General features: G+C 38.9%; 14 protein-coding genes, 2 tRNA genes and 3 rRNA genes. 6 read left to right on the top strand and 13 right to left on the bottom strand.

Features of this window, described 5'->3' with window-relative positions; all coding sequences use genetic code 11:
* Positions 1-32: 32 nt before the first annotated feature.
* Positions 33-1,055, top strand: a complete 1,023-nt coding sequence (locus MVE64_RS13550) for a YaaC family protein (RefSeq protein WP_247338988.1) — start codon at positions 33-35, stop codon at positions 1,053-1,055.
* Between the two features lie 1,223 nt (positions 1,056-2,278).
* Here MVE64_RS13550 and rrf read toward each other — a convergent pair.
* The 13 genes from rrf to dnaA form a co-directional block, all read right to left on the bottom strand.
* Positions 2,279-2,394: ribosomal RNA gene (gene rrf / locus MVE64_RS13545) — 5S ribosomal RNA — on the bottom strand.
* A 219-nt stretch (positions 2,395-2,613) separates the two neighbouring features.
* Positions 2,614-5,543 (bottom strand): 23S ribosomal RNA (locus MVE64_RS13540).
* 114 nt (positions 5,544-5,657) lie between these two features.
* Positions 5,658-5,733: transfer RNA gene (locus MVE64_RS13535), tRNA-Ala, on the bottom strand.
* Positions 5,734-5,755: 22 nt separating this feature from the next.
* Positions 5,756-5,832, bottom strand: a tRNA-Ile gene (locus MVE64_RS13530).
* Positions 5,833-5,904: 72 nt separating this feature from the next.
* A 16S ribosomal RNA gene (locus MVE64_RS13525) occupies positions 5,905-7,455 on the bottom strand.
* Together the 16S, 23S and 5S rRNA genes with 2 tRNA genes alongside form the textbook arrangement of a ribosomal RNA operon.
* A 256-nt stretch (positions 7,456-7,711) precedes the next feature.
* Positions 7,712-8,809, bottom strand: coding sequence for an HD-GYP domain-containing protein (locus MVE64_RS13520; protein WP_247338987.1), 1,098 nt, complete (start codon positions 8,807-8,809; stop codon positions 7,712-7,714).
* Positions 8,810-8,920: 111 nt separating this feature from the next.
* The gene (gyrA, locus tag MVE64_RS13515; RefSeq protein ID WP_247338986.1) at positions 8,921-11,428 is read right to left on the bottom strand and encodes a DNA gyrase subunit A; all 2,508 of its coding nucleotides are present in this window, start codon (positions 11,426-11,428) and stop codon (positions 8,921-8,923) included.
* A 309-nt stretch (positions 11,429-11,737) separates the two neighbouring features.
* Positions 11,738-13,666 carry a DNA topoisomerase (ATP-hydrolyzing) subunit B gene (gene gyrB, locus MVE64_RS13510; protein WP_247338984.1) on the bottom strand — a complete coding sequence of 643 codons (1,929 nt, stop codon included), beginning with the start codon at positions 13,664-13,666 and terminating at the stop codon, positions 11,738-11,740.
* Positions 13,667-13,764: 98 nt separating this feature from the next.
* Positions 13,765-14,010 (bottom strand): extracellular matrix regulator RemB, encoded by a 246-nt coding sequence (gene remB / locus MVE64_RS13505; protein WP_098797627.1) that lies wholly within the window; start codon positions 14,008-14,010, stop codon positions 13,765-13,767.
* Between the two features lies 1 nt (position 14,011).
* Positions 14,012-15,139 carry a DNA replication/repair protein RecF gene (gene recF / locus MVE64_RS13500; RefSeq protein WP_247338982.1) on the bottom strand — a complete coding sequence of 376 codons (1,128 nt, stop codon included), beginning with the start codon at positions 15,137-15,139 and terminating at the stop codon, positions 14,012-14,014.
* A 16-nt stretch (positions 15,140-15,155) separates the two neighbouring features.
* On the bottom strand, positions 15,156-15,371 hold the full coding sequence (gene yaaA / locus MVE64_RS13495; protein ID WP_098797625.1) for a S4 domain-containing protein YaaA: 216 nt from the start codon (positions 15,369-15,371) through the stop codon (positions 15,156-15,158).
* A gap of 264 nt (positions 15,372-15,635) precedes the next feature.
* Positions 15,636-16,772, bottom strand: a complete 1,137-nt coding sequence (dnaN, locus tag MVE64_RS13490; protein WP_098797632.1) for a DNA polymerase III subunit beta — start codon at positions 16,770-16,772, stop codon at positions 15,636-15,638.
* 230 nt (positions 16,773-17,002) lie between these two features.
* Positions 17,003-18,355, bottom strand: a complete 1,353-nt coding sequence (gene dnaA / locus MVE64_RS13485) for a chromosomal replication initiator protein DnaA (RefSeq protein WP_098797624.1) — start codon at positions 18,353-18,355, stop codon at positions 17,003-17,005.
* A gap of 678 nt (positions 18,356-19,033) precedes the next feature.
* Here dnaA and rpmH point away from each other — a divergent pair.
* The 5 genes from rpmH to mnmE all read left to right on the top strand — a co-directional run bounded on the left by rpmH (position 19,034) and on the right by mnmE (position 22,935).
* Positions 19,034-19,168: a 50S ribosomal protein L34 gene (gene rpmH, locus MVE64_RS13480; RefSeq protein WP_026561635.1), complete on the top strand. Its 135-nt coding sequence runs from the start codon at positions 19,034-19,036 to the stop codon at positions 19,166-19,168.
* Positions 19,169-19,340: 172 nt separating this feature from the next.
* On the top strand, positions 19,341-19,691 hold the full coding sequence (gene rnpA / locus MVE64_RS13475) for a ribonuclease P protein component (protein ID WP_098797623.1): 351 nt from the start codon (positions 19,341-19,343) through the stop codon (positions 19,689-19,691).
* A gap of 145 nt (positions 19,692-19,836) precedes the next feature.
* Positions 19,837-20,616, top strand: a complete 780-nt coding sequence (gene spoIIIJ, locus MVE64_RS13470; protein WP_247338980.1) for a YidC family membrane integrase SpoIIIJ — start codon at positions 19,837-19,839, stop codon at positions 20,614-20,616.
* Positions 20,613-21,245 (top strand): RNA-binding cell elongation regulator Jag/EloR, encoded by a 633-nt coding sequence (jag, locus tag MVE64_RS13465; RefSeq protein ID WP_247338978.1) that lies wholly within the window; start codon positions 20,613-20,615, stop codon positions 21,243-21,245. The genes spoIIIJ and jag overlap by 4 nt, the downstream gene beginning before the upstream one ends.
* Before the next feature lie 304 nt (positions 21,246-21,549).
* Positions 21,550-22,935, top strand: coding sequence for a tRNA uridine-5-carboxymethylaminomethyl(34) synthesis GTPase MnmE (gene mnmE / locus MVE64_RS13460; RefSeq protein WP_247338976.1), 1,386 nt, complete (start codon positions 21,550-21,552; stop codon positions 22,933-22,935).
* Positions 22,936-22,961 lie beyond the last annotated feature (26 nt).

The following is a 22,961-nucleotide window of genomic DNA, read 5'->3' as shown; positions in this document are numbered from 1 at the left end:
ATTCGGCAAAATATTATTAGTAGATTATCAACATGTCATTAGACTGTCAAGAAAGTATTAAAGAGTTTAAATATTTAGAATTTATTAATTGGAGTGTACAATTTATGTCAGCACTAACTTGGGAACGCTTACTATCTTATCATTCAACTCAGACTATACAAAAAAAATTAGAGAGAAGTTACCAACTTTCCTCATATGATAATGCGAGTGGTCTGTCATATGATAATTGTTACCGATTCATCTATTTCCTAAAACATGGTGAAAACTTTTTTAAGCAAGCAGATCAATCACCACATGCCATTCAACCGATCTTGCTCTTTTACGGTATTTCACAACTAATCAAAGCCTGTTTATTAATTGTAGATCCTGAATACCCCTCCACATCATCTGTTCTAGCTCATGGTGTATCAAGTAGAAAACGAAAAAAACAACAATACCAATTTTTAAAAGATGAAATTAAAATCCAAAGAAACGGGTTATTCAGTCACGTTGCCAAACATCTTTTTCATATCGATCACCTTGAAGCAGAAAAATACTCAATGGAGCTATTACTAAAACAAATTGCTGAAATGAAAGATGTTTTTATCTTTCATCTAGCAGATCATTCTCTTGTTAAAGTCTCGAGTGATAACTTAGGTCATCTAGCTCTTACTGAAGAGATTGCCCAACACTTCCATATGTCAGTAAATCGTCTTGGAGAATTTATAAAAGAACGATATCAATATAATATTGAGAAAGAAGAAGCAAATAAGATTTATCTTAAAAGTAACCAAGCAAATCCGTCAGTTCAATTGTCACCATTTTTATATCACAGTGAAGAGAAAACATACTATTTGCCAAATGCCCGTGAATCATTATCAAATTTACCAGAAATACTCGTTCATTATTTACTGCTTTATAATCTAAGCATGATCTCTAGATACGAAACAGAATGGTGGTATGAACTCCTACTAGGTGCCTCTAATGATGACTATCCATTCATACTGAGGTATATGGAAATTGCTAAAAGAAAGATTCCTTACTTTATTTTGGAGTTCTTGGAAGGGCAGTTATAAGAAATAGCATTTGTAAAGGAGTGATGATGCGTGGAGGTTAGGTAGGTCTCTATGAGGTAAAGAGGTGCCTGTCATAATCCTTCATTATGGAGAAGGATCATCAAGTTAGTTACTGATTGTCACGTCGAATTGACATCTAATCAAGTCAAATATTCTGGATGTCATGTCAAGACATCCGTTTGTCACGTCAAAGGTTCCGATCATCAAGTTGGTTACTGATCGTCACGTCGATTTGACATCTAATCAAGTCATTTTTTCTGAGCGTCATGTCTAAACATCCGTTTGTCACGTCAAAGATTCCAATCATCAAGTCAATTTCTGATCGTCACGTCAAATTGCCATCTATTCAAGTCATTTTTTCTGAGCGTCATGTCTAAACATCCGTTTGTCACGTCAAAGGCTCCAATCATCAAGTCGATTTCTGATCGTCACGTCGATTTGACATCTAATCAAGTCATTTTTTCTGAGCGTCATGTCTAAACATCACTTTATCACGTCAAAGGGTCCAATCATCAAGTCAATTTCTGATCGTCACGTCAAAGTGCCATCTATTCAAGTCATTTTTTCTGAGCGTCATGTCTAAACACCACTTTGTTACGTCAAAGGCTCCAATCATCAAGTCGATTTCTGATCGTCACGTCGATTTGACATCTAATCAAGTCATTTTTTCTGAGCGTCATGTCAAAACATCACTTTGTCACGTCAAAGGGTCCAATCATCAAGTCGATTACTAGTTATCATGTCTTTAATTCTGAACAAAACCGTATTATCTTGAAGAGACTTTCGCTTCGACAATCGTCATAACTGTAATTTTTTTCTACCGTTTAGTTTCTTTCCTCATTTCTACCTCTCTATCTATCCTTCTAAATACAAATAAAAGACCAGCATCTCTACTGATCTTTTCTTCATCTTACTTGGCGACGTCCTACTCTCACAGGGGGAACCCCCAACTACCATCGGCGCAAGAGCTTAACTTCCGCGTTCGGACTTTCGACTTGCGATAAGCGGCGAATCTCCGCGTCAGCTTGTTCGTTCAGATCCTCATGTGCCAAGACCGCACACTCCGGTCTTTACTCTCTGCGCTTCCTTGACCTTCTTGCTTCTCCCAAGCCTCAGGCTAGTAGTCTTATTTAGTCTTCTACTTCTCAATTTCAAATCTTCGGTTTCTCCTCTTTTTCTATACAAAAAAAGACCAGCATCTCTACTGACCTTTTCTTCATCTTACTTGGCAACGTCCTACTCTCACAGGGGGAAACCCCCAACTACCATCGGCGCTGAAGAGCTTAACTTCCGTGTTCGGCATGGGAACGGGTGTGACCTCTTCGCCATCATCACCAAATAATGTGGTTTACGGCTTCCGATGAACTTCACATTTCTGCGTCATCTCATTCGTCAACATCCTCACGTACTGAAGTACGCTCCGGTGTCTCCTCAATCGATTCCTTGAACTGTTCGTTCCTCGAAACCCTTTCACTTTGTATAAAATTTTCAGGAATATTATATTCCTTCAAAACTAGATAACGATTCACAATTCAATTCACTAAGCTTACGCTTTTATTAGGTTAAGTCCTCGATCGATTAGTATCAGTCAGCTCCACACGTCACCGCGCTTCCACCTCTGACCTATCAACCTGATCATCTTTCAGGGATCTTACTCACTAATGTGATGGGAAATCTCATCTTGAGGGGGGCTTCATGCTTAGATGCTTTCAGCACTTATCCCTTCCGCACATAGCTACCCAGCTATGCCTTTGGCAAGACAACTGGTACACCAGCGGTGCGTCCATCCCGGTCCTCTCGTACTAAGGACAGCTCCTCTCAAATTTCCTACGCCCACGACGGATAGGGACCGAACTGTCTCACGACGTTCTGAACCCAGCTCGCGTACCGCTTTAATGGGCGAACAGCCCAACCCTTGGGACCGACTACAGCCCCAGGATGCGATGAGCCGACATCGAGGTGCCAAACCTCCCCGTCGATGTGGACTCTTGGGGGAGATAAGCCTGTTATCCCCGGGGTAGCTTTTATCCGTTGAGCGATGGCCCTTCCATGCGGAACCACCGGATCACTAAGCCCGACTTTCGTCCCTGCTCGACTTGTAGGTCTCGCAGTCAAGCTCCCTTGTGCCTTTACACTCTACGAATGATTTCCAACCATTCTGAGGGAACCTTTGGGCGCCTCCGTTACATTTTAGGAGGCGACCGCCCCAGTCAAACTGCCCACCTGACACTGTCTCCCAGCCCGATCAGGGCTGTGGGTTAGAATTTCAATACAGCCAGGGTAGTATCCCACCGACGCCTCCACCGAAGCTAGCGCTCCGGCTTCTCAGGCTCCTACCTATCCTGTACAAGCTGTACCAAAATTCAATATCAGGCTACAGTAAAGCTCCACGGGGTCTTTCCGTCCTGTCGCGGGTAACCTGCATCTTCACAGGTACTATAATTTCACCGAGTCTCTCGTTGAGACAGTGCCCAGATCGTTACGCCTTTCGTGCGGGTCGGAACTTACCCGACAAGGAATTTCGCTACCTTAGGACCGTTATAGTTACGGCCGCCGTTTACTGGGGCTTCGGTTCAAAGCTTCGCTTGCGCTAACCTCTCCCCTTAACCTTCCAGCACCGGGCAGGCGTCGCCCCTATACTTCGCCTTGCGGCTTCGCAGAGACCTGTGTTTTTGCTAAACAGTCGCCTGGGCCTATTCACTGCGGCTTTTCCGGGCTATTCACCCTAAAAAGCACCCCTTCTCCCGAAGTTACGGGGTCATTTTGCCGAGTTCCTTAACGAGAGTTCTCTCGCTCACCTTAGGATTCTCTCCTCGCCTACCTGTGTCGGTTTGCGGTACGGGCACCTCTCACCTCGCTAGAGGCTTTTCTTGGCAGTGTGGAATCAGGAACTTCGGTACTATAGTTCCCTCGCCATCACAGCTCAGCCTTATGTGACAACGGGATTTGCCTCGTTGTCAGCCTAACTGCTTGGACGCGCATATCCAACAGCGCGCTTACCCTATCCTTCTGCGTCCCCCCATTGCTCAAATGGTGAGGAGGTGGTACAGGAATTTCAACCTGTTGGCCATCGCCTACGCCTTTCGGCCTCGGCTTAGGTCCCGACTAACCCTGAGCGGACGAGCCTTCCTCAGGAAACCTTAGGCATTCGGTGGAGGGGATTCTCACCCCTCTTTCGCTACTCATACCGGCATTCTCACTTCTAAGCGCTCCACCAGTCCTTACGGTCTGGCTTCACAGCCCTTAGAACGCTCTCCTACCACTGTTCTAAAAGAACAGTCCACAGCTTCGGTGATACGTTTAGCCCCGGTACATTTTCGGCGCAGAGTCACTCGACCAGTGAGCTATTACGCACTCTTTAAATGGTGGCTGCTTCTAAGCCAACATCCTGGTTGTCTAAGCAACTCCACATCCTTTTCCACTTAACGTATACTTTGGGACCTTAGCTGGTGGTCTGGGCTGTTTCCCTCTTGACTACGGATCTTATCACTCGCAGTCTGACTCCTGAACATAAGTCTTTGGCATTCGGAGTTTGACTGAATTCGGTAACCCGATGGGGGCCCCTAGTCCAATCAGTGCTCTACCTCCAAGACTCTCATTTCAAGGCTAGCCCTAAAGCTATTTCGGAGAGAACCAGCTATCTCCAAGTTCGATTGGAATTTCTCCGCTACCCACACCTCATCCCCGCACTTTTCAACGTGCGTGGGTTCGGGCCTCCATTCAGTGTTACCTGAACTTCACCCTGGACATGGGTAGATCACCTGGTTTCGGGTCTACGACCACGTACTCTTTCGCCCTATTCAGACTCGCTTTCGCTGCGGCTCCGTCTTATCAACTTAACCTTGCACGGGATCGTAACTCGCCGGTTCATTCTACAAAAGGCACGCCATTACCCATTAACGGGCTTTGACTACTTGTAGGCACACGGTTTCAGGATCTCTTTCACTCCCCTTCCGGGGTGCTTTTCACCTTTCCCTCACGGTACTGGTTCACTATCGGTCACTAGGGAGTATTTAGCCTTGGGAGATGGTCCTCCCTGCTTCCGACGGGATTTCACGTGTCCCGCCGTACTCAGGATCCACTCTGGAGGGAACGAAGTTTCAACTACAGGGTTGTTACCTTCTTTGACGGGCCTTTCCAGACCTCTTCATTTACTCCGTTCCTTTGTAACTCCGTATAGAGTGTCCTACAACCCCAAGAGGCAAGCCTCTTGGTTTGGGCTTCTTCCGTTTCGCTCGCCGCTACTCAGGAAATCGCGTTTGCTTTCTCTTCCTCCGGGTACTTAGATGTTTCAGTTCCCCGGGTCTGCCTTTAATACCCTATGTATTCAGGTAAAAATACTACTCCATTACGAGCAGTGGGTTTCCCCATTCGGAAATCTCCGGATCAAAGCTTACTTACAGCTCCCCGAAGCATATCGGTGTTAGTACCGTCCTTCATCGGCTCCTAGTGCCAAGGCATCCACCGTGCGCCCTTAACAACTTAACCTTTGACATCGAAGATGTCGTTTAAATCAATTATTAAGAGAATCACTAAACTAAGCGTTTAAACTCAGTGAATTACTTGAATTGTTATCGTTATCTAGTTTTCAAGGAACATATTTGGTGGAGCCTAGCGGGATCGAACCGCTGACCTCCTGCGTGCAAAGCAGGCGCTCTCCCAGCTGAGCTAAGGCCCCATTTTTCATTATTATTTTGAGATGGTGGGCCTAAATGGACTCGAACCATCGACCTCACGCTTATCAGGCGTGCGCTCTAACCAGCTGAGCTATAGGCCCATCTCTATATGGAAAGAAAACAAAGTTCTCTCAAAACTAAACAAAATACCAAGCGTGCTCCATTTTCCTTAGAAAGGAGGTGATCCAGCCGCACCTTCCGATACGGCTACCTTGTTACGACTTCACCCCAATCATCTGTCCCACCTTAGGCGGCTGGCTCCTTACGGTTACCCCACCGACTTCGGGTGTTACAAACTCTCGTGGTGTGACGGGCGGTGTGTACAAGGCCCGGGAACGTATTCACCGCGGCATGCTGATCCGCGATTACTAGCGATTCCGGCTTCATGCAGGCGAGTTGCAGCCTGCAATCCGAACTGAGAATGGTTTTATGGGATTGGCTTGACCTCGCGGTCTTGCAGCCCTTTGTACCATCCATTGTAGCACGTGTGTAGCCCAGGTCATAAGGGGCATGATGATTTGACGTCATCCCCACCTTCCTCCGGTTTGTCACCGGCAGTCACCTTAGAGTGCCCAACTGAATGCTGGCAACTAAGATCAAGGGTTGCGCTCGTTGCGGGACTTAACCCAACATCTCACGACACGAGCTGACGACAACCATGCACCACCTGTCACTTCGTCCCCCGAAGGGGAACCTTCTATCTCTAGAAGTAGCGAAGGATGTCAAGACCTGGTAAGGTTCTTCGCGTTGCTTCGAATTAAACCACATGCTCCACCGCTTGTGCGGGCCCCCGTCAATTCCTTTGAGTTTCAGTCTTGCGACCGTACTCCCCAGGCGGAGTGCTTAATGCGTTTGCTGCAGCACTAAAGGGCGGAAACCCTCTAACACTTAGCACTCATCGTTTACGGCGTGGACTACCAGGGTATCTAATCCTGTTCGCTCCCCACGCTTTCGCGCCTCAGCGTCAGTTACAGACCAGAGAGTCGCCTTCGCCACTGGTGTTCCTCCACATCTCTACGCATTTCACCGCTACACGTGGAATTCCACTCTCCTCTTCTGCACTCAAGTTCCCCAGTTTCCAATGACCCTCCACGGTTGAGCCGTGAGCTTTCACATCAGACTTAAGAAACCGCCTGCGCGCGCTTTACGCCCAATAATTCCGGACAACGCTTGCCACCTACGTATTACCGCGGCTGCTGGCACGTAGTTAGCCGTGGCTTTCTGGTTAGGTACCGTCAAGGTACCAGCAGTTACTCTGGTACTTGTTCTTCCCTAACAACAGAACTTTACGACCCGAAGGCCTTCATCGTTCACGCGGCGTTGCTCCGTCAGACTTTCGTCCATTGCGGAAGATTCCCTACTGCTGCCTCCCGTAGGAGTCTGGGCCGTGTCTCAGTCCCAGTGTGGCCGATCACCCTCTCAGGTCGGCTACGCATCGTCGCCTTGGTGAGCCGTTACCTCACCAACTAGCTAATGCGCCGCGGGTCCATCTGTAAGTGACAGCTAAAAGCCGCCTTTCAATTTTGAACCATGCGGTTCAAAATGTTATCCGGTATTAGCTCCGGTTTCCCGGAGTTATCCCAATCTTACAGGCAGGTTACCCACGTGTTACTCACCCGTCCGCCGCTAACCTCAGGGAGCAAGCTCCCATTGGTTCGCTCGACTTGCATGTATTAGGCACGCCGCCAGCGTTCGTCCTGAGCCAGGATCAAACTCTCCAATAAAGAGTTGATATAGCTCATAAAAGTTTGTACTGTATAGTACGTTTTTGTTAATCGAAATTAACTTTTGCACGCTTGGTTTTGTTTAGTTTTCAAAGAACTTATGATGCCGCTCAAAAGCGACCTCATTAATATATCATTTAACATCCAGTTAAGTCAACTATTTTTTTCAACAAGTTTTGAATGAAGCACTCTGTTTGGCTGACTCAAAAAATTATATCAGCATACACACCTTAAGTCAACACAAACCGAGTACTTTTTATATAATTTCTTCAATAAATAATTCTCTTCTATCTTTTAAAGAGATGATCTCTTGAGAATACAAGTATTTCACCATAGGTCTAGTTGGATTATTATCATCCATAAAAATAATTTCAGCATCTAATCCATCTGATAACTTTACCTTTGTACCTGTAGAAAACCTTGTTATTCCTTTTTTTAATTCATTAATAATTGTAAGATCAAATTTCCCGAATTCGTCCTCCATAATTTGTTCTAACACTTTAAATGGTGACTGCTTACTTCTATATGGTCTTACTGCAACCATAGCTTGGTAAATATCAGCTAATGCTACTATTTTGCTATAAGGATGGAGCTTTTCAGCTTTCACGCTTAGGGGATATCCACTTCCATCTATTCGTTCATGATGATGCTGAAGAACCCCCAACTTCACTCCATCCTTAATTGACATAATATTTTTTAATAAATTATAGCTATGGGCCGGATGTTGTTTAATATCTTTATATTCACTTTCGGTTAATGTTACTTTTTTAGTTAGGATTGCTGGGTTTACTTTTGACATACCACAATCACATAATAATCCCGTTAAAGCAATTTGATTTATTTCTCCCTTTTGATAGCCTAATTTTTGAGCTAGAAAGGCACTTACTAACGCCACAGATACACTATGGTGGTACATATAATCTTCCTGCTTACAATAATGATAGAGTTTAAAGACTTCCTCATCATTACTTTCAATTTCAGAAACTAGGGGTAAAATCAATTGTCTTACTTTGTTGATATCAATTTGAACACCTGACTGCCAACTTATAAAAAGCTGTTTATAAGCTTGTACAGCTTCAAGGTATTGGTGGTAAAACGATTTTATTATTACACTATCCTCAACCACTTTATCTTCTGTTTCATCTTGCTCATTACTATGTCCAGCTAATTTGAATTCCTGGCCGTTTTCAAGAATGTTTTCCACTTCAACTTCTTTTACTAGAAATGCTATAAGTGCTTCCTTAATGTGCTTTGTAATAATTGTATTTTTATATGCTAAAGGTTTATTAGTTGCTGATAAAATCGGCTTTGATAAGATACAACCTTCTTCTAATTGACTAATATGAATCTTCAAAGGTATCCCCCCTTATGACATTATAAACAAAAAATAATGAGAATGTTTAAGAATGTAAAAAAAGACTGAATTCCACACTCAAAGAATGTGTATTCAGTCTTCTATCTTATATTATTCTTCAGATGAATCATTTTCCAACTGCTGTTCTGTTTCTTCTAGTTCTTCTTCATTCATTTCATCTTGAGAATCTTCTTCTTTTTGCACTAACGCTACAGTAGATACAGATACATTTTCATCAAGTCTAATTAATTTTACACCTTGAGTGTTACGGCCCATTTTAGAAATCGTATCAACATCCATACGAATGACAATTCCGCTTGCCGTAATCAACATAATATCCTCTTCACCTGTAGCTGCTTTCACAGAGACAACTGGGCCATTTTTCTCTGTAATATTACAAGTTTTTAATCCTTTACCACCACGACTTTGTATGCGATATTCCTCAGCAGGAGTACGTTTACCGTAACCATTGCTTGTTACAATTAAAACATCCACATCATCTTCAAGAATCTCCATACCAACAACTTCATCACTTTCTTCAAGTGAGATTCCTTTTACTCCTGAAGCTGTTCTACCCATAGAACGAACATCTGATTCCGGGAATCGGATAAGCATACCATTTTTCGTGCCGATGATGATATCCTTTGAACCATCAGTTAATTTTACAGAAATAAGCTCATCTTCTTCACGAAGTCCTACTGCAATTAAACCGTTGTTTCGGATATTAGCAAATTGAGATAGAGGAGAACGTTTTGACACTCCATCTTTTGTAGTAAAGAATAAGAACCAATCATCTACAAATTCCGAAACCGGAATGATTGCATTAACCCACTCACCTTTTTCTACACTCAGAAGATTTATGATCGGCAATCCTTTAGCTGTTCTACTAAACTCAGGTATTTCATAACCTTTTGCTCGATATACTTTTCCTTTGTTTGTAAAGAAAAGAATCGTATCATGGGTTGATGTTGTTAGTAGTTGTTCAACAAAGTCATCATCATTTGTTCCCATACCTTGTATACCACGTCCACCACGTTTTTGTGTACGATATGTTGAAACAGGAAGTCGTTTAATGTATCCATTATGAGTTAATGTAATAACAATGTTTTCTACAGGAATTAAATCCTCATCTTCAATACTTTCAATTCCACCTGCTACAATTTCAGTACGGCGCTCATCGTTGAATCGCTCTTTAATTTCAGTTAGCTCTTCACGTATGATTTCAAGTACTTTCTCTTCATCCGCAAGAATTGCTTTTAGTTCTGCAATTAGTTTCACAAGTGATTGATATTCTTCTTCAATTTTTTCTCTTTCTAAACCTGTTAATCGTTGAAGTCTCATATCAAGGATTGCTTGTGCTTGCTTCTCACTTAAAGAAAACTGTTCCATTAATCCGTTACGGGCAATTTCAGTTGTTTGCGAGCTACGAATTAAGGCAATCACAGCATCCAAATGATCAAGGGCAATTCGTAAACCTTCTAAAATGTGAGCACGTGCCTCTGCTTTTCTTAATTCAAAAGCAGTACGACGTTTAATCACTACTTTTTGATGTTCAAGATAGTAATAAAGCATTTGCTTAATATTTAATACTTTAGGATGTCCATCTACTAGAGATAGCATATTAATACCAAAGCTTGTTTGAAGTGCTGTTTGTTTATAAAGGTTATTAAGTAACACATTCGCATTAGCATCCTTACGAACCTCGATAACAACACGCATCCCGTTACGATCAGATTCATCACGTAAATCTGTAATTCCGTCAATCTTTTTATCTCGAACAAGCTCTGCAATTTTTTCAACTAGCTTTGCTTTATTTACTTGATAAGGAATTTCCTTGACGATAATTACTTGCTTACCTGAAGCCTTTTCTTCAATCTCAACCTTCGCTCTAAGGGTAATTGAACCACGGCCAGTTTCATATGCTTTTCGGATTCCGCTTCTTCCGATAATTTGTCCAGCTGTTGGGAAGTCCGGCCCCGGGATAATTTCCATTATTTCAGGAATTGATATATCAGGATCCTTACTAATAGCTAGAACCCCGTCAATAATTTCACCTAATTGATGTGGAGGAATATTTGTTGCCATTCCTACCGCAATTCCAGTAGCACCGTTCACAAGTAAATTAGGAAATCTCGCTGGAAGGACTACCGGTTCTCTTTCGGAGCCATCATAGTTATCTTGATAATCAATTGTATCTTTGTTTATATCACGGATTAGCTCCATCGATATTTTAGACATACGAGCTTCGGTATAACGCATCGCAGCTGCTGAATCTCCATCAACTGAACCGAAGTTTCCGTGTCCATCTACTAGCATATATCTATAGTTAAAATTCTGTGCCATACGAACCATTGTTTCATATACAGCAGAGTCACCGTGTGGATGGTATTTACCAATAACTTCTCCAACGATACGTGCTGATTTTTTAAATGGTTTATCAGATGTCATTCCTAAGTCATTCATTGCATAGAGAATGCGTCGATGAACAGGTTTCAGTCCATCACGAACGTCCGGTAATGCACGAGACACAATTACACTCATCGCATAACCTAAAAAAGATTCTCGCATTTCATTACTAATATTTCTCTCAATAACATGTGATCCTTGATTTTCCGCCATATTAAAATAACCTCCCTTATTCCTTTTCTTAATTTAATTGGGAGTGCCAAAAACACTACATCGAAAAATGGCAAAATACTATCTTCTTGTAGAAAAGTTGATAGTTTTAAATATAATAAAACCTGCCCAATTGGTTATGTTAAATAATTAGTCTACTCTTCATTATAGCAATATTAGCGAAAGATTACACATCAATTTGATGGAATATTCGTTTTCAGCTAACATTTCTTACACGATCACAATCTCTTTTTTTATCTAACATTCTATGTAAAAAACACCTCACCGAGATGAGGTGTTCTTTCAAATAAATTAAATATCAAGATTTTTAACGTACTGTGCGTTTTCTTCGATGAAGTTTCTACGCGGCTCTACTTTATCGCCCATTAACGTATCAAATGTTTCATCTGCTTCAATCGCATCTTCTAGTGTTACTTGAAGTAATGTACGTGTTTCTGGATCCATTGTTGTTTCCCATAACTGATCAGGATTCATTTCTCCTAAACCTTTATAGCGTTGGATGCCTGGTTTAGGTTGTTCAGGCATTTCAGCCAAGTATGAATCTAATTGTTTATCGTTATAGGCATACTCAACTCGTTTTCCTTGTTGAATTTTATAAAGTGGAGGCTGAGCAATATAAATATAACCTTTTTCAACAATTGGACGCATATAACGATAAAAGAACGTCAATAGTAGAGTACGAATGTGTGCTCCATCTACATCCGCATCTGTCATAATAACAACTTTATGATAGCGGGCTTTTATAATATCAAAATCTTCTCCGATACCTGTTCCAAGTGCGGTTATAATCGCTCTTATTTCATTGTTTGAAAGAATTTTATCAAGCCTTGCTTTTTCTACGTTTAAAATTTTACCTCTTAAAGGCAGTATCGCTTGAAAGTGTCTGTCTCTTCCTTGTTTTGCAGATCCACCTGCAGAATCACCCTCAACAATATAAATCTCACTAATAGAAGGATCCTTAGAAGAACAGTCCGCTAATTTACCAGGTAAACTTGAGATTTCTAATGCACTTTTCCTTCTTGTTAATTCACGAGCTTTTTTTGCAGCTAAACGGGCCCTTGCAGCCATTAAACCTTTTTCAACGATCTTTCTAGCTACTGAAGGATTTTCTAACATGAATTTATCAAATGCTTCAGAGAAAACAGAATCTGTTACTGTACGAACCTCAGAGTTACCTAACTTCGTTTTTGTTTGACCCTCGAATTGGGGATCTGGATGTTTAACAGAGATGATAGCTGTAATACCTTCTCGAACATCTTCTCCAGAAAGGTTATCATCATTATCTTTAAATATTTTATTTTTACGAGCGTAGTCATTGATCACACGAGTTAATGCAGATTTAAAGCCTGCTTCATGTGTTCCACCTTCATAGGTGTGAATATTGTTTGCAAAAGAATAAATATTACTTGTATAGCTGTCATTATACTGAATAGCTACTTCGGTTGTAATACCATCTTTTTCTCCCTCAATATAAACCGGCTCATCATGAATAACCTCGCGCGTACGGTTTAAATGCTCTACATATGACTTAATTCCACCCTCATAGTAGTATTCATTTGAACGTTTGTTTTCTCGTTTATCTTCAATCGTAATTTTCAATCCACGATTTAAAAATGCTAATTCACGAATACGGTTCGCTAATATTTCATAATCATAGACAGTTGTTTCTTGGAAAATTTCCGCATCTGGCTTAAAGTGGGTGATCGTGCCTGTAACATCCGTCTCACCAATTACCTCTAAATCAGCTGCTGGAATACCTTTATTAAATCTTTGGAAGTGTACTTTTCCTTCACGATGTACTGTTACATTTAATTCTGTAGAAAGAGCATTAACAACAGATGCCCCTACACCATGAAGTCCACCCGATACTTTGTATCCTCCACCACCGAATTTTCCTCCAGCATGCAATACTGTCATGATAACTTCTACTGCAGGACGTCCCATTTTTTCATGTATCCCTACAGGAATACCACGCCCATTATCTTTAACAGTAATACTATTATCTTCTTCAATGGTGACATTAATTTCATTACAGAAGCCCGCTAAGGCCTCATCAATACTATTATCAACAATTTCCCAAACCAAATGATGCAGACCCTTACTGCTCGTAGATCCTATATACATACCTGGACGTTTACGAACTGCCTCTAAACCTTCTAAAACCTGAATCTGATTTTCATCATATGATTGTTGTTGAACTTGATTATTTTCCGTCGTCACATTGATCACCTACACTTTTCCTAAAGCTTACTTGTCGTTGCACTCAAAGCCATACTCTTAAGCCCTTTCTGTTAAGAAGCTAGACTTTCATCATTTAATTAATCTATATCAAAAGCAACTTGTGCTCGTTTTTTTAATGTACTTGATGATAAAGGCGAGAAATAAATTTTATTAACCGTCACAATAATGGATTTTGCTTCACCATTTGCCAGTTGAACGATTCTTTCTTTTTGCTTTTGAAAAAATTCATCTACAATGGCGGAATCTTGTGAAGAGTGTCGATCCAATATCATCACGACCTCTTTTGATGGTACAACAAAATTGTCTCCCAGATGAATATACAAATCAGTCACCTCTTTTATCGTCAGCAAGCTCTCCTGCTCTTACACGGAAAGTAGCAGCTTCTTTTAATGTTTGATGATCAATTCCTTCAACACTTGTTGTTGTTACAAACGTTTGAACCTTGCCTTGAATGGTGTTCAATAAGTGTGATTGTCTATAATCATCCAGTTCGGATAAAACATCATCAAGCAAGAGGATTGGATATTCTCCTATCTCATTATGAATCAGGTCAATCTCCGCTAGTTTTAACGATAAAGCAGTGGTTCTTTGTTGTCCCTGTGAACCATAGGTTTGCACATCATGGTCATTTACAAAAAAGGTTAAGTCATCCCGGTGTGGGCCTGCTAAAGTTGCCCCCCGTTCAATTTCCTTCTCTCTTATTTTAGCAAATTTTTGTTCATATGCTTCTATCATTTTCGTCAAATCATAATCTTCTGATACATCCACAGAGGGTTTATATTTGATTCTTAGTGTTTCTAAGCCTCTGCTTATCCCTGAATGCACAGGCTCAGCCCATTTTTGGAGCTCAGAAATAAACCGCAAACGTTTATAAATGATTTTTGCAGCTGCCTCACACAGTTGTTCAGTTAAAACATCAAGCATCGTTTGATCCTTTTGTTTGCGCATCTGTAACAGCTTCAAATAATGATTACGCTGCTGCATAATTTTTTGATAACGACTCAAATCATGCAGATAGATAGCTGAAACCTGACCAATTTCCATATCTATAAATCTTCTTCTTACCTGAGGGCTTCCTTTTACTAAATTCAAATCCTCTGGTGCAAACATAATCACATTCATTGCCCCGACGTATTGGCTGAGTTTCTCTTGCTCAATATGATTTAATTTTGCTTTTTTGCCTTTTTTAGAAATAACTAATTGAAGGGCAGTTGAACGATTATATTTTTCGATACTACCTTCTATTTTAGCATATTCTTTGTCCCAGCCAATCAACTCTTTATCATTTGAAGTTCGGTGTGACTTCGCCATAGCAAGCACATAGATTGATTCCATCACATTGGTTTTACCTTGTGCATTTTCACCTAAAATTACATTCACTTTATTTTCAAACTGAATCGTCAATTCTTCATAATTACGATAATTTTTTAATTTCAGCTCATTTATAAACAAAATTTGTACACCAACTTTAATTTTTCACAATATATGTGCCGAAATCAGGAATATATAAAACATCACCATCTCTTAGCTTTTTACCACGGCGATTTTCAGGTTCATTATTCACAAAGATTTCGTATTCAGCTAAAAACCATTTAGCCATCCCACCAGATTGAATAACATCTGCTAATTTTAGGAATTGACCTAATGTTATAAACTCTGTATCAATTTTAACTGGTTTTGCCATAGCGAACCACCTTCCTCAGTAGTCTCTAACTTTATATTTTACTAAAAAAATGTGCTGAAGTACAACAACTTCGGTATTGGAAATCTGTGTGTCCTTCAGGAACGGACACCACCTTTAGACTCCTGGAGTCGAAGTAGGTACAAATACCCATACAGGTTTATTTCTAACCATAAGAGATAAGGTATTCTTTCTGGATTAAATCAGGAATTTATTATCTCATAAATAAAGAAAAGGCTGACGAACGTCAGCCTGCTATTTTTATCATCAATATGTTCTAACTGGTAAAATTAACTGTAACATAGAATCGTCATCTTTTGTACGAATAACAAAAGGTCTCATTGCTCCAGTGAAGTCAACGCTGATTTCATTTCCTTCAAGTGCCTTTAAAGCATCCATTACATATTTTGCACTAAATGAAATCTTTAATTCTTCACCATCAATTTGCTCCACTTGTATTTCTTCACTTACTTTTCCAATCTCAGGGGAATTAGATGAAACCTCAATCATCCCGTCTGTTAGAGTTGATAGTTTAACAACATTATTTCGTGCTTCTTTAGCCAATAAGGAGGCACGATCGATTGCTTGTAAGAAATCTTTGGAATTTAGAACTAAATTTGTTTTACTCTCATTTGGAATCAAACGGGAAGTATCAGGATAATTTCCGTCTAAAAGTCTTGAGAAAAATAATAGATTTTTTGCCTTAAACAATACTTGGTTTTCAGTAATGACAATTTCAATTGGTTCGTTTGTATCATCTAAAATTTTGCTTAACTCACTTAGACTTTTTCCTGGAATGACAACATTGTAAGAGCTTTGATTTTCTGAGTTAATTAAGGATTTTCTTAATGCCAGGCGGTGACTATCTGTTGCGATACATATTAACTCACTGTTTTCTAGCTTCCAGTTTACACCTGTTAAGATAGGTCTTGTCTCAGATGTTGAAACAGCAAAAACTGTTTGACGAACCATTGCTTTTAGTAAATCGGTTGGGATTTTAAAAATATTTTCTTCCTCAATTTGTGGAAGATGAGGATATTCTTCTGCATCTAATCCATTTAGACTAAATTCAGCCTTACCTGAACGGATTACCGTTGAATGGTGATTTCCAACTTCAATTTCTACAATGTCCATAGGCAATTTTTTAACGATTTCACTAAAAAACTTGGCTTGTAAAACAACACTTCCTGATTGAAGAATTTCAACATTCTCTTTGTCATCTTCTTCAGCAGGAATAAAAGATTCGATAGAAATATCAGAGTCACTGCCAGTTAATGTGACTCCTTCAGAATCAGCAACAATTTTTATACCTGTTAAAATCGGAATTGTTGTTCTAGATGATACAGCTTTCATTACATCTTGAACACTTTGAACTAATTTATCTCGTTGAATAATGAATTTCATCATCGTTTTCCTCCTGTTTCCTAGCTACTTGAAATATTTTCTTGACTACGAGAGTTTCTCAATTTTTCAGGTTCTAGTTATATTATTTTTTTATAAAAATATAGTAGAAGTACTAGTAGGCTTGTGGAAATGTGGATAACTGACCTAAACGAAAGGAAACACAGCCTATCCACATGTGGACAGACTGTGTATATATGTGTAATAGTTATTCACACTATTCAATATTAAAATTAAGAGCCTTTTAAAAGTCCAGTAATATCTTTTAACTGTTTTTGCAGCTGCTCATCACTTTGAAGCATTTTTGATATTTTCTCATGAGCATGAATGACGGTTGTATGATCTCGTCCTCCAAATTCCTCACCAATTTTAGGCAGAGAAGAATCGGTAAGTTCTCTTGAAAGATACATAGCGATTTGTCTTGGAAAAGCAACAGATTTTGTTCGTTTCTTCGCCTTAAAATCTTCTAACTTCACCTGATATTCTTGTCCAACTATTCGCTGAATATCACTAATTGAAATCATTTTTGGTTTTGAGTTTGGAATAATATCTTTTAGTGCTTCAGCAGCCAAATCAGCATTTATATCTTTGTTAATAAGAGAAGAATAGGCCACTACACGAATCAGTGCACCTTCAAGCTCTCGAATATTTGAATCAATTTGATTTGCAATATAAAGCATAACTTCATTAGGAATATCGAGCCCTTCAGCTTTAGCCTTTTTGCGGAGAATCGCAATCCTGGTTTCCAAATCAGGAGGGGTAATATCTGTAATTAATCCCCATTCAAAGCGAGAACGAAGGCGATCTTCTAATGTTGGAATTTCTTTTGGCGGTCGATCACTGGAAATAACGATTTGCTTACTCTCTTCATGCAATGTATTAAAAGTATGGAAAAATTCCTCTTGAGTTTGTTCTTTCCCAGCCAAGAATTGAATATCATCTATTAAAAGTACATCAACACTTCTATATTTGTTACGAAAATCAACTGCTTTGTTATCTCTAATAGAGTTGATAAATTCATTTGTAAACTTTTCAGAAGATAAATAAACAACTTTTGCCGATGGGTTATGATCAATCACATAATGTCCAATGGCATGCATTAAGTGAGTTTTTCCAAGTCCAACTCCCCCGTAAATAAAAAGGGGATTATAGGCTTTTGCAGGTGCTTCAGCTACTGCTAATGATGCTGCATGAGCAAATCGATTTCCTGATCCAATAACAAAAGTATCAAATGTATACTTAGGATTTAGCATGTTTTGCGGTAATTCTGTTTGTTCTTCATCGGCTTTATTTATCTGTTTGATCGGTGAATTTGGAACAAAATCATCATCCGTCTGATTTTGGGGAATAATAAATTTTATAGCAAACTCTTCACCTGTTAATTGATAAATTGAATCAGCGATTAAGTGTAAGTAACGGGATTCCAGCCAATCTCTTGCAAATTCGTTAGGAGCGGTAATTGTTAAGGTATCACCTTGAATGCCATGAGCCTTTGTTGATTTTAACCATGTTTCAAAGCTTGGCTTACTAATTTTCTTTTCGATCTCTGCCAAAGCCTTACTCCAAAGCTCAGATATATTCTCCATTTGCGTTTTGTCCCTCCTTTACGATGCATCCCTAACCGTACTGTACAAGCTTTGTACAAGGTGCGAATATTCATGTATAAACATACAGATGCAAAAGAATGTGAATAAATATATAATATAGTAGAAAAACATCTTTTCGACAAAACTCATGTGATGTGGACAACAATTTACACAAGCTGTTTATAATCTTTCCACATGTTATCCACAGTCTGTGGATATGTTGATTTTTAAAATAGATTATTAAGAGTGAAAACACAAATATAATATCAGAATAAATCTAGATATGCAACGGTTTTTACAAACTTATCCACATAATTAATCATTTGTTGAAGGAAATTGTCCACAATGGACTAACTTGTGAAAAAGTTGTCGATAACGTATGTGGATAGTGGAGAATTCTGTCGAAAATTTATCCACAGGCTATGGACCTTAAACAATTGTTGATGTCTAGCTGTTGATTTTGGTTGGAGGTAAGCTGTTCTAAAAAGGATATGAGATCTTGAAGCGGAGAGTGGATTTCAAAAAAGAATTAATAGAGGATAATAAATAAATGTAAAATAGATGATGAAAAGAAAATAAACTTAATAAAAAAACGGATGATGGTTGACAATTCATAGGGTAGGTAACTATAATTAGTAAGACTGTCTTTAACTGTTATTCCTCAGGGAGGTGTCATATATGAAACGTACTTATCAACCAAACAAACGTAAACGTAGTAAAGTTCATGGTTTCCGTAGCCGTATGAGCACTGCTAATGGACGTAAAGTTCTTGCTCGCCGTCGTCGCAGAGGAAGAAAAGTATTATCAGCGTAGGCCACTGAAAAATCAGTGGTCTTTTTTTGCAGATGAATGAAAAAAAACGGTTTAGTAAGGAAATGAGGAAAAAGACTGCTAGATCATTCCTTGTTTAAATTCGTTTTATTTCAGATATAATGATGGTGATTATTCTGTTAGCTTATTAGCAGAACAAACCGGAGTGAAATAGATGAGAAGGAAATATAGAATAAAGAAGAATAAAGATTTTCAAGTAGTTTTCAAGAGAGGGAAATCTTTTGCCAATAGACAATTTGTTTTGTATATCATGCAAAAGCCTGAAGAGAAAGAGTTCCGAATTGGATTATCTGTTAGCAAAAAAATAGGAAATGCTGTAACAAGAAATAAAGTTAAGCGGTTAATTCGACAAGTGTTTACAGAAGAAAAACATCGGATTGCTTCTGGTAAGGAATTTATTATTATTGCTAGAAAGCCTGCAGCTGAAATGAATTATCATGAAGTAAAAGGAAGTTTGCAACATTTATTTCGAAAAGCAAAAATATATCAGCCAAAGAAGATGTAGAATATTGTTGAAATTATACTACCGAAAACTTTACTAAGAAAAACAATTCTATTTATAAAAGTGTTAAGATATTAACGATGTGGAACTTTTTCTATCTTTTAACGTACATGAATAGTATCTATTATCAGTTAGGAGGAAAAAAGGTTTGAAGAGGCGCATACTTTTAATAGCAGGGTTAATCAGTGTTTTGACCCTTTTAACAGGATGTACGGAGGTTAATACTCCTATTACATCTGAAAGTGAAGGATTTTGGAATTCGTATATCGTCTATCCTTTATCACAACTTATTACATATTTTGCTGAATTAACAGGCGATAATTATGGGATTGCCATTGTACTTGTTACAATTATTATTCGATTAGCAATCTTACCGCTAATGATTAAACAAATGAAAAGTTCTAAAGCAATGCAAGCAATTCAACCGGAAATGCAGAAGTTAAGAGAAAAGTACAGCTCAAAAGATCAACAAACACAACAAAAGCTTCAACAGGAGACAATGGCTTTATTCCAGAAGCATGGTGTTAATCCTCTTGCAGGTTGTTTCCCGTTAATTGTTCAGATGCCAATTCTGATTGGTTTCTATCATGCAATTATGAGAACAACGGAAATCGCTGAGCATAATTTTTTATGGTTTGACTTGGGTGAAAGAGATCCATTCTTTATCCTGCCGTTGGTTGCTGGTTTAACAACATTTATTCAACAAAAAATGATGATGGCTGGTACAGCAAATCAAAATCCTCAAATGGCTATGATGCTTTATATTATGCCTATTATGATTATCGTTTTTGCAATTAGCTTCCCTGCAGCTCTTTCTCTATATTGGGTAGTAGGTAACTTATTCATGATCATTCAAACATACTTCATAAAAGGTCCTGAGCTTAAGGAGCAAAAAGAAGCTTCTAATAGTGGAGGAAAGAAGAAGTGAGAGAAGTAACTGCTAGTGGACTTACTGTCAATGTAGCAGTCGAGGAAGCATTAAAGCAATTACAGGCAAAACGGGAAGAAGTTGAAATAACAATTCTCGAAGAAGGAAAAAAAGGATTTTTAGGTATTGGAAAGAAACCTGCTAGAGTGAAGGTCGTAATTGCACATGATCCTGTAAAGTATGCAAAAGAATTTTTAGCCAATGTTGTTCAAAAAATGGGAATCGATGCAGAGATTTCAGTGAAACAAACTGGTAAAATTGTGAACATGCAATTATCAGGTGAGAAAATGGCTGTTCTTATCGGAAAAAGAGGACAAACGTTAAACTCCCTTCAGTATTTAACACAATTAGCTGCAAATCGACATTCTAATTCTTATCTACAAATTATCATTGATGCTGAAAATTATCGTGAAAAAAGAAAAGAAACGCTTAGGCAATTAGCTGGAAAACTTGCACAGCAGGCAATTCGTACATCCAAAAATGTTCCATTAGAACCAATGCCTTCATATGAAAGAAAAATCATACATGCTGCATTAGCAGAATTTAAAGATATAAAAACTTTTTCAGTTGGAGAAGAACCAAATCGTCATCTGGTTATTTCTCCAAATTCTAAGAGAATGGCTCGTTGAGTCATTCTCTTTTTTTTGCCTTTTTCTGTAGCAAGACACAGAAATGTTTATATTATCGACAGCCTTCTACAAATATCGGGTGGTGCCAGGCACTCCATAAAATATTTCAAATTCATCAAATATTGTTATTAACATGTGGATAAGTTAAAATAGAGAAAGGTATGAAGAGAGTGGATAAATAATTGTGGATAAAATGAGGTAATTTCGCTTTCTAAAGAAAACGAAATGTGCTATCTTTAAAAAATTGACCGCATTTTAAGAGGAAGAAATTTTACATAAATGAAAGAGAGAGGTGGTCGTAGCGATGGAGTTAGATACAATCGCAGCGATATCGACACCTTTAGGAGAAGGAGCTATTGCCATTGTCCGGTTAAGTGGTGAGGAAGCAATTGAAATTGCTGATCGACTATTTAAGGCTCCTTCGAATAAAAGGTTAACAAAGGTTGACTCCCATACGATCCATTACGGACATATTGTAGACCCAAAAACAGGTCAAGTTGTAGAAGAAGTCATGTTGTCTTTAATGAGGGGACCAAAGACATTTACGAGAGAAGATATAGTAGAGATAAACTGTCACGGTGGAATTGTTACAGTGAACCGGGTACTGCAGTTAGTCATCCAACATGGTGCAAGACTAGCAGAGCCAGGAGAGTTTACAAAGAGAGCCTTTTTGAATGGTCGGATTGATTTGTCTCAAGCTGAGGCTGTAATGGACTTAATACGAGCAAAAACGGATCGGGCAATGAATGTGGCTTTAGGGCAAATGGAAGGAAAACTGTCAAAGCTTGTTCAGAAGCTAAGACAGGAGATTCTAGAAACACTAGCACATGTTGAAGTCAATATTGATTATCCTGAATATGATGATGTTGAGGAAATGACTCATCAAATGCTTGTTGAAAAAGCTACATTTGTAAAAAATGAAATCAGTAAGTTATTGAAAACATCACAGCAAGGGAAGATTCTTAGAGAAGGCTTGTCTACTGTTATAATAGGACGACCAAACGTTGGGAAGTCATCTTTATTAAATAGCCTAGTTCATGAAAATAAAGCAATTGTTACGGATATCCCTGGAACAACAAGAGATGTTATAGAAGAATACGTCAATGTAAGAGGTGTTCCTTTACGATTAGTTGATACAGCTGGAATACGTGAAACAGAAGATATTGTAGAACGTATTGGTGTTGAACGTTCGAGAAAAGTACTTAAAGAAGCAGATCTTATTTTACTAGTTTTAAATTACAACGAAGAACTTTCTCAAGAAGATGTTCAGCTTTTTGAAGCCGTAAAAGGAATGGATATTATCGTTATTGTTAATAAAACGGACTTGGACCAAAAAATTGATCTTCAAAAGGTGAAGGAGCAAGCAGCGGGAAGGCCTGTTGTTACAACATCACTATTAGAAGAACAGGGAATAGATGCATTGGAAGAAGCGATAAGTGCATTATTCTTTGAAGGAAATGTCCAAAGCGGAGACTTAACATATGTTTCAAACTCAAGACATATTGCCCTATTAACAGCTGCCGAAACTTCTATTAATGATGCATTAACAGGTATAGAAGCAGGAGTTCCAATTGATATTGTACAAATTGATTTAACCCGTTGTTGGGAACAGCTTGGGGAAATAATAGGAGATGCAGTTCATGAAAGCTTAATTGATCAACTGTTTTCTCAGTTCTGTTTAGGGAAATAAATTAGATATTTTTTAAATAAAGGAGG

The sequence above is a fragment of the Metabacillus endolithicus genome, from assembly GCF_023078335.1.
GTDB classification, from domain to species: Bacteria; Bacillota; Bacilli; order Bacillales; family Bacillaceae; genus Metabacillus; species Metabacillus endolithicus.
This window is presented reverse-complemented; position numbering and strand designations above follow the sequence as displayed.